Source organism: Microbulbifer maximicatervae (SeqCode), assembly GCF_052467385.1.
The window spans coordinates 3,483,749-3,496,688 of the sequence record NZ_CP174311.1 but is presented as its reverse complement, the minus strand read 5'-3'; the positions used below and the strand labels follow the sequence as shown (position 1 = coordinate 3,496,688).

Here is a 12,940-nt window from a genome sequence, read left to right as displayed (position 1 = left end):
CCGTTCAGTAATGGGGATATTCTGAAGGCGCGCTTTTCGGAAACCCTGGGAAGGTTCTAACAATAAAGGGAATCGGATATGCGTGTGCGTAAGTTGGCACTTGCAGTTGGTCTAGTCGGTGCACTGGGAAGCAACGCGGCTCTGGCGCTTGGACTAGGTGAGATCAAGCTCAACTCGACCCTTAACCAGCCTCTCGATGCGGAAATCGGACTGCTGCAGACTCGCGGTTTGGAAGATACCGAAATTAGGGTTCGCCTCGCAGGTCCTGAAGAATTCGAACGCGCTGGTGTCGAGCGCTCTTACCTCCTTACTTCTTTAAGTTTTGAAGTGGACTACTCCGGTGGCAAACCGGTTATTCGCATTTCCAGTCGCGATGCCATTCGCGAACCTTTTTTGAATTTCCTGGTTGAGACTCGCTGGCCCAGTGGCCGTCTACTGCGCGAATATACGCTGCTGATGGACCTGCCGGCGTTTTCCCCAACGGCTGCGCAGCAACCCGTGCGCGCAGCTGAGCGTGAGCGGCAGCAAGTGCGTCGCACTGCCCCAGTTCAACAGCCCCAGCCTCGCACAACACCGGCCCCGGCTGCTCGTCAGGCACCGGCCGAACCAGCCCCAACTGAAAGGGCTGCCCCAGAAACTCGCGAGCCCGCTCGTCCGCAGCCACGTTATACGACTACAGACACCAGTGAAAGCAATAGCCAGGTATATGGCCCGGTAAGTTCCTCCGATACGTTGTGGGAAATCGCGCTGCAAAATCGCGCCAGTCGCGAGTTCTCTGTTCAGCAGACCATGCTGGCGATTCAAAGGCTGAACCCAGAAGCCTTTATTAATGACAATATCAACCTGTTGAAGAAAGGTGCCGTACTGCGCCTGCCCAACACCGAGGATTTGCGCACTCTGACTATGACGGAGGCGATTTCTGAGGTGGCTCAACAGAATGACTCCTGGCGCCAGCGCTCCGAAGTGGAAGTGGCTACTGGCGCACCGCTGGATGCCCGTGCGGTTGAGGAGGAGTCCTATGTCAGCGAAACGGTTGAAGGGCGCGTTAGCCTGGCTGCACCGGGGGACAATGAGTCCGTTACTTCCGGTTCTGGAGTCGGCACTGATGACAGTGAGGCGCTGGAAGGCGATCTCACAGTAGCTGAGGAAGAGCTGGATAAGTCCAAGCTCGAAAACACTGAATTGCGTGAACGTATCGCCGAGCTCGACGAGCAGATCGATACCATGGATACGCTGATTGATGTTTCCAATGAGGAACTGGCTGCGGTGCAGGCCGCCGCGGAGCAGTCAGACGTGTTGCTCGACCCCACTGAGGCGGATGACGTTGAAGTAGAGTCTTTAGATGACAGCCTGACTATTGAAGACAGCGAAGAGTTTGATGTTGCTGCTGATACGGAAGAAGAAACTGTTGAAGCAGAACCGGCTCCAGCAGAGACGCGTAACCGTGTAGTTGAAGTTCAAACCAAGCCCAAGCCAACCTTTATGGAGCAGCTGGCCGATAACGGAATGCTGATTGGCTTGGGTGGTGCGGGTCTGCTGGCCGCTATATTTGGCCTGTTCACCTGGCGTCGCCGCAAGGCTGAACAAGAGGCGCAGCAGGAACTTGAACAGCAGATGGCTATGGAACAAGAGCCGCTGGATATTCCTGAGAATATTGCCGAACCCGATGAAACTCTCGCTGCAGTTGAGAGCATGGAGGCAGACGATACCTTCGATCTGGGCGATCTCGGCGATGTAGGCACTGATGACCCAATTTCTGAAGCGGAGATTCACCTGTCCCTGGGGCAGTATGAGGAAGCGGAAAGCAAGCTGCTGCTGGGCCTGGAAAAGGACCCGCAGGTAGTCGATGCGCGCCTGATGTTGATGGAGGTTTACGCCCACAACCAGGACGTTGAAAAGTTTGACGATCACTACCGCCAGCTGCTTAGCATCAGCGACGGTCCTGCTGCCGATCGCGCCGCCCGCCTGCGTGAATCCATTGCTGGTGCGCCGGATTTTGAAGCCCCGGCTATGGGTCTTTCCAATGAGTCCTTCGAAGCGGCGCAGCTCGACGATATCGGCGCGGCCCTGGACGATGACTTCACCAGCGCCGAGCCGGGACTGGTTGGTAGCGGTGACGCGCTGGAGCCCGATACCTCTCTCCTCGATGACCTGACTATGGATCTGTCATTGGATCAGGAGAGCTCTGGTTCTGAGCAAGAGCTGTCCCTGGACCTGGAGTTGGATAGCAGCATTGAAGAGCCGTTGCAGGCGAGCGCAGATCAAGGTGAGTCGCTGGATACCGAGTTTAATCTGGATGATTTGGACCTGGACAGTGCTCTCGACGGAGACAGCCAGGAAGTTACTGCTGAGGTATCGGAACCAGAAGTTGAAAACGACTTAAATCTTGATGAACTTGATTTGGGTGAGTTGGACCTGGGTGATCTGGGCTCAAGTAATCAAGAGCCCGCTTTGATTGAAGACGATTTGGGGCTTGAACTTTCTGATAACACAGAAGAGAGTGTCGATGCTCCAATAGAATTCGATACCTCTGAGTTGGATCTGGATTCCCTCGACCTGGAGCCGGCGGCAGAAGAAAACTCTGAGGCCTCAGTTGAGGCCCAGCTGGAAGAAAAGGCAACTACCAGCGGTGGTTCCGTTCCGGGCCTGGATTTTGAGCTGGATCTTTCCATGATGGAGGAAGAGATTCAGCCCCAGACAGAAGGAGAGGCCTCGGTTGAGCTGGATACGGCCTTTGGATTGGATGATGCTCTGGAGCTGGATTCCGTTGACAGCGGTTTGAGCGAGGAGATCCCCCTGACAGAAGGAGTCTCCTCTGCCCAGGAGCCTGCAGAAGAGTTATCCATGGATGACTTCTCTGAGGGTGATCTGGAGATGATCGGCGGCGACTTGGATTCCGACCTGGATCTCGACGGTATCGACCTGGATGATATTGCTGCGGATCTCAACGCAACTGAGCAGTCCTCGGCAGAGGTGGCCGCGGCCAGCAGTGAGCCGGCAGCAGATTTATCCCTCGATGCTGACCTGGATACTCTCGATGCTGCAGGTATGGAGCTGGCCGGGGCTAGCGACCTGGACTTCAATGCGGATGCAATCGAAGAGGAGTTCTCCCTGGAGGATGAGCTGGCTCTCATCGATGAATCCACTGAGGGTGATTTGACTCTTGAGCCAGAACCCCTGGTTGAAGCTAAGCCTGAAGCGATAGAGCAGGTTGAGGCGATTGTCGAAAAGCCGTCAGATTCTGACTTTGGTGACCTCGACTTCAATCTGGAAAGCGACCTCAATTCAGAGTTGAGTTTGCTGGAAGGTGGCGATGAGATGGCGACCAAGTTGGAGCTGGCTCAAGCTTATATGGATATGGGTGACGAAGAGGGCGCCAAGGATATCCTCAAAGAGGTCGCCCAGGATGGTGGCGGTGAACACAAAGACCGCGCCGAGGAAATGCTGGAGCGGATGGTGTAAGCTAGCAGCGTATTCCGTTTTTGAAAAAACCTCGCACTGGTTGCGAGGTTTTTTTATGTTTACCGGGAAGTTCCCGGCAGTGATTTTTACCCGGCGCAGTCGCAGCGGGGAGAGCAAGTGGTTTTGGTGATATGAGTCAGGTGACGCAGAGGGAATATATTTACAAGCCAAATGGGGAGGTCCCTGAAGGTGAGGGGCTGCCCGAAGGACTGCGCCGCATAGCCCTGGGCGTTGAATACTGCGGAGCTAAACTGCACGGTTTCCAGAAGCAGAAGTCCGCATCGGAGACTGTCCAGGCTCATCTGGAGCGGGCTTTATCCACTATTGCAGCGGAGGATGTGACCCTGGTTTGTGCCGGGCGTACCGATGCGGGCGTTCATGCTACCAATCAGGTCATTCACTTTGATACCCGAGCGCAGCGCCCGGACCGCGCCTGGGTGCAGGGAGTTAATACCAAGTTGCCGGATTCTGTGCGGGTGCGCTGGGCGCGGGAAATGCCGGCGCAGTTCCATGCACGTTTTTCTGCTCACGCACGCAGTTATCGCTACCTGATCCACAGCGCATCAACCCGCTCGGCCCACAGCGCCGCTGAGGTAACCTGGACCCAGCACTCACTGGACTTGGAGGCGATGCGTGAGGGAGCCAGCTACTTGATCGGCCGCCACGACTTCACCAGCTACCGTGCCTCTCAGTGCCAGGCCAAGAGCCCAGTGCGTGAAATTACCCGCCTGAATATTGCCCCAGTGGGTCATCTGATTGCCTTGGAGATTAGCGCTAACGCATTCCTTCACCATATGGTGCGCAATATCACCGGGGTTTTGATGGCTGTGGGGAGAGGGGAGCGTCTACCAGTTTGGGTAAAAGAGGTGCTGGATCAGCGGGACCGCTCCGCCGGAGGCGTGACTGCGCCGCCGTTTGGCCTGTATCTCGTTGATGTGCGCTATCCGGATCATTTCCAGCTTCCCCAATGTGAGCCTGGGCCACTGCTGGTGCCACAACCTTTGGGTGCTTTGCTTTCCAGTTAGACTGCTGAATTTTTTGAGGCTAAAGCAAATCTGGCAGAGGGCGTGCATTTCGCGCCTTCTGACTATCTGCTAGTATCCGTCGTTCCCTCTTTTGATCGGCCAGCCGGCTGAGTCCAGGTTACACGATGCAAGTAAAAATATGCGGCATCACTTGTATAGAAGATGCCCTGATGGCTGTAGATGCGGGTGCCGACGCGTTGGGCCTGGTATTTTATAAGCCGAGCCCGCGCTATATCGATCTTGATATGGCAGCTAAAGTTGCAGCAGCAGTTCCCCCATTTGTCACCCTGACGGGGTTATTTGTCGATGCGGCACAGAGTGAGGTGGACGCTGTACTGGAATCGGTGCCGCTTAACCTGTTGCAATTCCACGGCGATGAAAGTGCCCGTTTCTGCGAACAATTCCGGCGTCCCTATATCAAAGCGTTGCGGATGAAAGATGACCTTGATGTCAAAGCCGCAATGACTGAGCACCCCAAAGCCCGGGGTTTTCTATTGGATGCCTACAGGCCTGGTGTCCCCGGTGGTACCGGAGAGACCTTTGATTGGGACAGGGTTCCCCAAGATAGCAGTCGCCCGATAGTTCTTGCCGGTGGCTTGAATCCCGCGAATGTAACTGCAGCAGTAGAAGCTGCGCGCCCACAGGGGGTGGATGTGAGCGGAGGTGTAGAGCGTCAGCCGGGACGCAAGGATCGAGAAAAAGTTTTTGCGTTTGTCAGCGCGGCGAAGAGATAGATTTAGAGGCGGTACCGGAAGTGCCGCCCGCCGGCTTGGCCGGCGCGAGCCAGTAAATACCAGTAGATCGACGCATCTGCGCCAGTATTTTCTGGCGACGTTTGAATAGTTCAAGGAGAACTATTCAAACAGTAGGTAAGCAGAAAGAAAGTTTTAACCCCACGTGACCCACGGAGTATGAGTGTGAGTAAGCCAGGTGCTATCGATTTTTCCACCTTCCCGGATGCGAGCGGACATTTTGGTCCCTACGGCGGTCGCTTTGTATCGGAGACGCTGATCAGCGCATTGGATGAGCTTCAGGCAATGTATAGCCGCCTGAAAGATGATCCGGATTTTGTCGCTGCCTTTGATCACGATCTGGCGCACTACGTAGGCAGGCCATCGCCGCTGTATCTTGCTGAGCGACTGACTGAGCAGGCGGGCGGTGCGCGAATCTGGCTTAAGAGGGAAGACCTGAACCATACCGGTGCGCACAAGGTAAATAACACGGTGGGCCAGGCACTGCTGGCCAAACACAGCGGTAAAACCCGTGTTATTGCCGAAACCGGCGCTGGTCAACACGGTGTGGCTACGGCAACCGTGGCGGCGCGTCTCGGTTTGCAGTGTACGGTTTATATGGGTGCGGAAGACGTTAAGCGCCAGTCCCCCAACGTATACCGTATGAAACTGCTCGGGGCAGAAGTGGTGCCGGTGGAATCCGGCTCCAAGACCCTAAAGGACGCCATGAATGAAGCCATGCGCGATTGGGTAACCAATGTCGATAATACTTTCTACATTATCGGCACTGTGGCTGGTCCTCACCCTTATCCGCAATTGGTGCGCGACTTCAACTCTATTATCGGCCGTGAAGCCCGTCGCCAGAGTTTGGAGCGCTTTGGCCAGTTGCCCGATGCGCTGGTGGCCTGCGTCGGTGGTGGTTCCAATGCGATCGGCCTGTTCCACCCGTTCCTGAATGACGCTGAAGTGAAAATGTTTGGTGTCGAAGCCGGCGGTGAAGGCCTGGCTTCCGGTAAGCATGCTGCACCACTGAATGATGGTATTCCCGGTGTTCTGCACGGTAACCGCACCTACCTGATGGAAGATGATGACGGCCAGATTATCGAGACTCACTCGGTTTCTGCAGGGCTCGACTACCCGGGTGTTGGCCCTGAGCACTCTTGGCTGAAAGATATCGGCCGGGTGGAATATGTCACCGCCGATGATGATGAAGCCCTGGATGCCTTCCGTCGACTCACTCGCACTGAGGGCATTTTGCCGGCATTGGAATCCAGCCATGCAGTCGCGTACGCGCTCAAGTTGGCGGCTTCCATGAGCCCTGAACAGAATGTCCTGGTGAATCTCTCCGGCCGAGGCGATAAGGATATTTTCACCGTTGCCGCTATCGACGGTATCGAGGTGTAGCAATATCACCGCCCGCCTCTGAGGCGGGCAAAATGGGTGAAGATCAAATAATTGAGCTGGCTTTTTGCCAGGAGTAGCTCAGGGAATAAACTGTGACAGAACAAAATAGAATTGATCGCCGCTTTGCCAAGTTGCGCGATGAGGGCCGCAAGGCACTGGTAACTTATATTGTCGCTGGCGATGGCGGCTTGGAAAATACTGTGCCGCTGATGCATCAGTTGGTAGCCAGCGGGGCCGATGTTATTGAATTGGGGGTGCCGTTTTCCGACCCCATGGCAGAGGGCCCGGTAATTCAGAAGGGGCATGAGCGAGCGCTGGCCAGTGGGGCTTCGCTGCGTAAATGTTTGGCTTTGGTGAAAGAATTTCGTCAGTCGGATAGTGATACCCCGGTAATCCTGATGGGCTATGCCAACCCTATTCAGCGTATGGGTGAATTGGAGTTTGCTGAAGCGGCGTCCACTGCGGGTGTCGATGGTGCCCTGACCGTAGATCTGCCGGCTGAAGAGTCCGGTTCCCTGAATGCCTTTTTGGCGGAGCGCAACCTGCGCAACATCTTCCTGCTGACGCCTACTACTACTGAAGAGCGTATTCGTGAAATTACCGATGTTGCCAGTGGCTTTGTTTACTATGTATCCCTGAAAGGGGTTACCGGAGCAGGCCACCTGGATTTAGATTCAGTGCGTGACAATCTGGACCATATTCGTCAGTTTACCGATCTGCCCCTGTGTGTTGGCTTCGGTATCAAAGATGGTACCTCAGCCCGCCAGGTCAGTGCCCATGGCGACGGTGCTGTAGTCGGTAGCGTGCTGGTGTCGGCGGTAGATGCGGCGGCAGACCTGGAAGCCGCTAAAACGGCGGTTGGAGCTATTGTCAGCGAGATGCGCGAAGCCCTGGATCGCTAAAAGCAGCTATAGGTCTAAGCACAAAACTGGCCAGAAAGCCAAAAATAGCGGCTGATCTGGCCGGGTTTGTTGTTCAGCTTAGTGTTTTAATTCCTAGCCTGAAACCCACTGGTCGGTAAAATGTGCCGGCCCAAAGAAAGCCTCCGGATTTGGAAACGAGATGAGCTGGTTAGAAAAAATTGTCCCTGCGGTAATTCGCACAGAGCGTCGCACCGGCAGCAGCAAGGTCCCCGAGGGGGTTTGGAAGAAGTGCGTCAAATGCGATGCGATGCTTTATCGCCCGGAGCTGGAACGCAATCTGGATGTGTGCCCCAAGTGCGATCACCACTTTAGAATCGGCGCCCGTCGCCGCCTGGATATCTTCCTCGACGAAGAAGGTCGCGAAGAGCTGGCCACCGATGTGCAGCCGGTTGATCGCCTGAAGTTTAAAGACGTTAAAAAATATAAAGACCGCTTGGTACAGGCACAAAAGTCCACTGGTGAGAAGGATGCCCTGATCGCCATGCAGGGCAGCCTGAATGGTGCCCCCCTGGTAGCGGTAGCATTTGAGTTCGCTTTCCACGGTGGCTCCATGGGCTATGTGGTCGGCGAGCGCTTTACCCGTGCCGCTCAGCGTGCCTTGGAGCAGCGTATCCCGTTGGTTTGTTTCTCTGCTACCGGTGGTGCCCGGATGCAGGAGGCCCTGATCTCCCTGATGCAGATGGCCAAAACCTCGGCGGTGCTGGAAAAAATGAAGATGGCCGGTGTGCCTTATATCTCCATTATGACCGACCCGGTTTACGGTGGTGTTTCCGCATCCCTGGCCCTGCTGGGTGATATCAATGCGGCGGAGCCCGGAGCGCGCGCTGGTTTTGCCGGCCCGAATATTATCGAGCAGACCATTCGCCAGAAATTGCCGAAAGGTTTCCAGCGCAGTGAGTTCCTGCTGGAGCACGGCGCAATTGATATGATTATTCCTCGCAAGGAAATGCGCTCTACAGTGTCCCGCATATTGGGTAAACTGACCGGCAACTGATTTCCATTCCCTTGGGTAATGCTGTGATCAGCTTAATTTCCGCTGATTGCAGCCCCCATCATCGATGTTTTCAACTATGCCTTCACTGCAAGATTGGCTCTCCCGTCTGGAGCAGCTGCACCCTTCCGAAATTGAATTAGGTCTTGAGCGCGTCGCGTCTGTCGCCGATGCACTGGGCATCCAGAAACCGGCACCGACAGTGATTACTGTGGCGGGCACCAATGGTAAGGGTTCCTGCGTGGCCACTATGGAGGCGCTGCTGTGTAAGGGAGGGCGCTCCGTAGGCGCTTACAGTTCCCCACACCTTCTGCGCTTTAACGAGAGGGTGCGTATCGGGGGTGAAGAGGTTGCCGATAAAGATCTCGTGCTGGCGTTTGAGGCTATCGAGGTTGCTCGCGGTGAGACCAGCCTGACCTATTTTGAATACACCACCCTGGCGGCGCTCTGGTTATTTCAAAGGGCAGGCGTCGAGTTTGCACTTCTGGAAGTTGGCCTGGGTGGGCGCCTGGATGCAGTTAACCTGGTAGATGCGGATCTCGCTATTATCACCAGTGTTGCCATTGATCACGAGGACTGGCTTGGCAGTGACCGGGAAATAATCGGCCGTGAAAAAGCCGGTGTCCTACGTGCTGGGGCGCCTTTTGTCTGTGCTGATAGCAATCCCACCCAATCTGTGCTGTCTGCGGCAGAAAAATTGTCCAGTTCCAGTTACTTTATAGGTCAGGATTTCTCTCTCAATTTGGGAGAGGGTAAAAAAGAACTTTACCGTTTTGGTGAGTTGGAACATGCGATCCCCCCGATCAACTTGCCGCGCCCGAGTATCGCTGCTGGGATTACCGCGCTGGCTCTGCTCAATGTCTTGCCCCAGAGTGGGATCGAATCTGCACTGGCTGAAATTGCCCTGCCTGGGCGCTGTCAGCAGGTTCAATGGCAGGGGTGTAACTTGCTGTTGGATGTGGGGCACAATCCGGCAGCGGCCGAACACTTGGCTAAATGGCTTGCAGATCACCCTGTAGATGGTGAGACCCATGCGCTGGTAGCGGCCATGGCCGATAAGGATTTGGTGGGACTCTTCGCGCCTTTGCGGGATGTGGTGGATGCCTGGCACCCCGCAGAGTTACCGGGCAATAGCCGCGCTGCGAGCGGAGAGACCTTGCTGGAAGGTCTGGCCGCAGCAGGTGTTGAGGCAACGAACGCCGATAGCCGCTGTCCAAACGTCGCCGATGGTTTACAACAGCTGCTGCCGACCATTGGTCCACAAGATAGGTTGCTTGTATTTGGTTCCTTCTTTACTGTGGCTGAGGTTCTGCAGCAGATGCGAGACGAAGGTAATGGAGAATTGCGAGGGTAAACCCTCCCGCCGAGGGCGATTGAACGACGGATTTAAGCAGCGCATTGTCGGTGCGCTAGTTTTGGCTGCGCTTGCCGTTATTTTCTTGCCCAGCCTGTTGGACCGGGAGGCCGCAGGCAATATCAGTGAAACCAGCCAGATTCCGGCGGAGCCGGATATACGCCCTATTGAAATTGCCGAGCCGCAACCGGTAGCGGATGCTGTGCCTGCACCGGCGCCGGGTGAGGCTTTCCAGCCGGATCTGCCGGAGAACTTCTCCAACCCGAAGGCTCCAGTAGCAGATGAGGGAGAGGAAGGGTCAGAGATCGCCAAGAGTGATGAGCCGGAGGAAAAACTGGCCGCGCCGAAGAAGGGAGCCTCGCCCCTTGTAGATGCCTATGGCCTGCCTGTGGCCTGGGTGGTTCAAGTGGCTTCCTACCGGGATGAGTCCAATGCGGATAAGCTGCGTTTGCGCCTGATGAACGAGGGCTACAGTGCCTATACTCGGGCAGTGGATACAGACAAGGGTCGCCTGGTGCGGGTCTTTGTTGGGCCAAAGGTCAACAAGGCCGATGCCCATCAACTGAAAAAAGAATTGGATACCCTTCTGAAAGCCCAGACCCTCGTGCTTCAGTTCAAGGCCTGATCGGGCCTTTGACTTCAGGTTGCCACTATTTCAGCCCGAGGCGGATGGTGGTAACTCGCTGGCAGATTTCCACTTTGCATTTTTATTCGCAATTAACCGATTGCCACTGTGCCAAACGTCCAGGGAAAGCGGTACTACAAGTAATAAATTCCAATCGGTTGGCCTACGGCTTCACGCGCTTAGTCCCTTCAGTTAGAATGCGCGCTCTTCGCGGCAGCAGCCGCCACGCAGGTAGGATTGAATGAATTGGGCTGACTGGATCATTCTGGCTATTGTGGGTATCTCCACGCTTATCGGCCTTAGTCGAGGTTTCATCAAGGAAACCTTGTCTCTGCTTACCTGGATTGCCGCCTTTATCGTCGCCATGATGTTTCGCGACCAGCTGGCGCCAATGCTATCCAACCTCGTCGACACCCCCTCCCTCCAAATGATTGCAGCTTTTGGCATCCTGTTTATCGGCACCTTACTCGCTGGCGCCGGTCTCAACACGGTGCTTTCTGCCTTTGTTGAGGCAACTGGGCTATCCGGTACAGATAGAGTGCTGGGAATGGCGTTTGGCTTGGTGCGGGGAGCCATTGTCGTGATGGCGCTGTTGATCCTGGCTCCGGCATTGGTGCCGGTGGAGCAGGACAGCTGGTGGAGTCAGTCTGTTCTGATTCCCCATTTCCTCGAATTTGAGGATAGTGCGCGGGAGCTGGCGGGCTCCGTTAAGGAATTCTTCGTAAAGTTGTTTTAAATAGAGCGCCAAAAGCGCTCTTCTCGAGTCAATAGGGTCAAATATATGTGTGGTATCGTCGGTATCGTCGGTAAGAGTGACGTCAATCTGCAGCTCTATGATGGGCTCACTCTGCTACAGCACAGGGGACAGGATGCCGCCGGTATCGTTACCTGTGACGATGATCGCCTGAACCAGCAGAAAGCCAATGGTCTGGTTCGCGACGTATTCCGCGCGCGCCACATGGAGCGTCTGAAAGGCAATTTTGGTATTGGTCACGTCCGCTACCCCACTGCCGGTAGCTCCGGCCCGGCGCTGGCTCAGCCGTTCTACGTGAACTCTCCCTACGGCATCGCCATGGCTCACAACGGCAACCTCACCAATGTGCACGAGGTGGTCGATGAGATCTTCCAGCAGGACCTGCGCCATATCAATACAGATTCTGATTCGGAAGTGTTGCTGAACGTGTTCGCCCACGAGCTGCACAAGTTGCACAAGCTGCAGCCGAAAGCCGAAGATATCTTCAGTGCGATGCGCTCTGTACACAAGCGCGTGCGCGGCGCCTACGCTTGCGTTGCCCTGATTGTCGGTTACGGCATTGTTGCTTTCCGCGATCCCAACGGAATTCGCCCACTGGTTTACGGCAAGCGTGAAACCGAGAAGGGCACCGAATATATGGTGGCTTCCGAGTCCGTGGCTCTGGACGTACTGGGTTACACCTTGGTGCGCGATGTCGCTCCTGGCGAAGCGCTCTATATCGAACTGGATGGCACTGTGCACTCCGAGCAGTGTTCAGATAACCCGTCTTTGACTCCCTGTATTTTTGAGCATGTGTACTTTGCCCGTCCTGACTCCATTATGGATGGCGTATCGGTACACAAGGCGCGTTTGCGTCAGGGTGAGCATCTGGCGGACAAAATTCTCAGCATGCGCCCGGATCACGATATCGACGTGGTTATCCCGATCCCGGATTCTGCCCGCACGGCAGGTCAGACGGTAGCCCACCGCTTGGGGGTGAAATTCCGTGAAGGTATGGTGAAGAACCGCTATATCGGCCGGACCTTTATCATGCCCGGTCAAAAGCAGCGCAAGAAGTCGGTTCGCCAGAAGCTCAACGCCATCGAGCTGGAATTCCGTGGCAAGAATGTGTTGCTGGTAGATGACTCCATTGTGCGCGGTACTACCTGTAAGCAGATTATCCAGATGGCCCGCGATGCCGGTGCTGCCAAAGTGTACTTCGCCAGTGCTGCACCAGCGGTAAAATACCCGAATGTCTACGGTATCGATATGCCCTCCGCCACTGAGCTGGTGGCTCACGGTCGCACCACCGAGGAAATCTGTGAGGAGATTGGCGCAGACTGGTTGATCTACCAGGAGCTGGAAGATCTGGTAGTCAGCTCCAGTGGTGGCAAGCAAAAAATTGATCGCTTTGATTGCTCTGTATTCGACGGCAATTACATCACCGGTGATGTGGACGAGGAATACCTAAACGATCTGCACGCTCAGCGCAATGATACGGCCAAGCGTAAAAAGGCCGACGCCAACGCTTTGTAATTCGTCCTTTGGGGGAATATCTAAATATCCCTCACCTGATTTGGCGGGCGGCAAAAAACCGTTTTTTGTAGCCTGCCAATAGTAAAAAAGCGTAAGCGTCCTTTTCTCGCGGCAGAAGAGGGCGCCAGTTAAGATCGTTTCGGTTAAGATGGCTGC

General features: G+C 55.3%; 10 protein-coding genes. All 10 read left to right on the top strand.

Features of this window, described 5'->3' with window-relative positions; genetic code table 11:
- Positions 1 to 78: 78 nt before the first annotated feature.
- Positions 79 to 3,462: a motility hub landmark protein FimV gene (locus ACJJIR_RS14875; RefSeq protein ID WP_444905930.1), complete on the top strand. Its 3,384-nt coding sequence runs from the start codon at positions 79 to 81 to the stop codon at positions 3,460 to 3,462.
- Positions 3,463 to 3,593: 131 nt separating this feature from the next.
- Positions 3,594 to 4,487: a tRNA pseudouridine(38-40) synthase TruA gene (gene truA / locus ACJJIR_RS14870; RefSeq protein ID WP_444905929.1), complete on the top strand. Its 894-nt coding sequence runs from the start codon at positions 3,594 to 3,596 to the stop codon at positions 4,485 to 4,487.
- A 125-nt stretch (positions 4,488 to 4,612) separates the two neighbouring features.
- The gene (locus ACJJIR_RS14865) at positions 4,613 to 5,221 is read left to right on the top strand and encodes a phosphoribosylanthranilate isomerase (protein WP_108732437.1); all 609 of its coding nucleotides are present in this window, start codon (positions 4,613 to 4,615) and stop codon (positions 5,219 to 5,221) included.
- Positions 5,222 to 5,398: 177 nt separating this feature from the next.
- On the top strand, positions 5,399 to 6,622 hold the full coding sequence (gene trpB / locus ACJJIR_RS14860) for a tryptophan synthase subunit beta (RefSeq protein ID WP_108732438.1): 1,224 nt from the start codon (positions 5,399 to 5,401) through the stop codon (positions 6,620 to 6,622).
- 92 nt (positions 6,623 to 6,714) lie between these two features.
- Positions 6,715 to 7,524, top strand: a complete 810-nt coding sequence (gene trpA / locus ACJJIR_RS14855) for a tryptophan synthase subunit alpha (RefSeq protein ID WP_444905928.1) — start codon at positions 6,715 to 6,717, stop codon at positions 7,522 to 7,524.
- Between the two features lie 160 nt (positions 7,525 to 7,684).
- Positions 7,685 to 8,539, top strand: coding sequence for an acetyl-CoA carboxylase, carboxyltransferase subunit beta (accD, locus tag ACJJIR_RS14850; RefSeq protein ID WP_282931874.1), 855 nt, complete (start codon positions 7,685 to 7,687; stop codon positions 8,537 to 8,539).
- A gap of 76 nt (positions 8,540 to 8,615) precedes the next feature.
- The gene (gene folC / locus ACJJIR_RS14845) at positions 8,616 to 9,890 is read left to right on the top strand and encodes a bifunctional tetrahydrofolate synthase/dihydrofolate synthase (protein WP_444894519.1); all 1,275 of its coding nucleotides are present in this window, start codon (positions 8,616 to 8,618) and stop codon (positions 9,888 to 9,890) included.
- Complete coding sequence (locus ACJJIR_RS14840; RefSeq protein ID WP_444894518.1) at positions 9,871 to 10,515, top strand: SPOR domain-containing protein; 645 nt, start codon at positions 9,871 to 9,873, stop codon at positions 10,513 to 10,515. Before folC ends, ACJJIR_RS14840 begins: the two co-directional genes overlap by 20 nt.
- A gap of 241 nt (positions 10,516 to 10,756) precedes the next feature.
- A complete protein-coding gene (locus tag ACJJIR_RS14835) occupies positions 10,757 to 11,251 on the top strand; it encodes a CvpA family protein (protein WP_444905927.1) in 495 nt (164 codons plus the stop codon).
- Positions 11,252 to 11,296: 45 nt separating this feature from the next.
- Positions 11,297 to 12,784: an amidophosphoribosyltransferase gene (gene purF / locus ACJJIR_RS14830; RefSeq protein WP_282931878.1), complete on the top strand. Its 1,488-nt coding sequence runs from the start codon at positions 11,297 to 11,299 to the stop codon at positions 12,782 to 12,784.
- Positions 12,785 to 12,940 lie beyond the last annotated feature (156 nt).

Excerpts from the sequence above, each read along its gene's own strand:
- ACJJIR_RS14865 (WP_108732437.1), top strand. The coding sequence starts at position 4,613 with ATGCAAGTAAAAATATGCGGCATCACTTGTATAGAAGATGCCCTGATG.
- purF (WP_282931878.1), top strand. The coding sequence starts at position 11,297 with ATGTGTGGTATCGTCGGTATCGTCGGTAAGAGTGACGTCAATCTGCAG.
- folC (WP_444894519.1), top strand. The coding sequence starts at position 8,616 with ATGCCTTCACTGCAAGATTGGCTCTCCCGTCTGGAGCAGCTGCACCCT.
- accD (WP_282931874.1), top strand. The coding sequence starts at position 7,685 with ATGAGCTGGTTAGAAAAAATTGTCCCTGCGGTAATTCGCACAGAGCGT.
- ACJJIR_RS14835 (WP_444905927.1), top strand. The coding sequence starts at position 10,757 with ATGAATTGGGCTGACTGGATCATTCTGGCTATTGTGGGTATCTCCACG.
- ACJJIR_RS14840 (WP_444894518.1), top strand. The coding sequence starts at position 9,871 with ATGGAGAATTGCGAGGGTAAACCCTCCCGCCGAGGGCGATTGAACGAC.
- truA (WP_444905929.1), top strand. The coding sequence starts at position 3,594 with ATGAGTCAGGTGACGCAGAGGGAATATATTTACAAGCCAAATGGGGAG.
- trpB (WP_108732438.1), top strand. The coding sequence starts at position 5,399 with ATGAGTGTGAGTAAGCCAGGTGCTATCGATTTTTCCACCTTCCCGGAT.
- ACJJIR_RS14875 (WP_444905930.1), top strand. The coding sequence starts at position 79 with ATGCGTGTGCGTAAGTTGGCACTTGCAGTTGGTCTAGTCGGTGCACTG.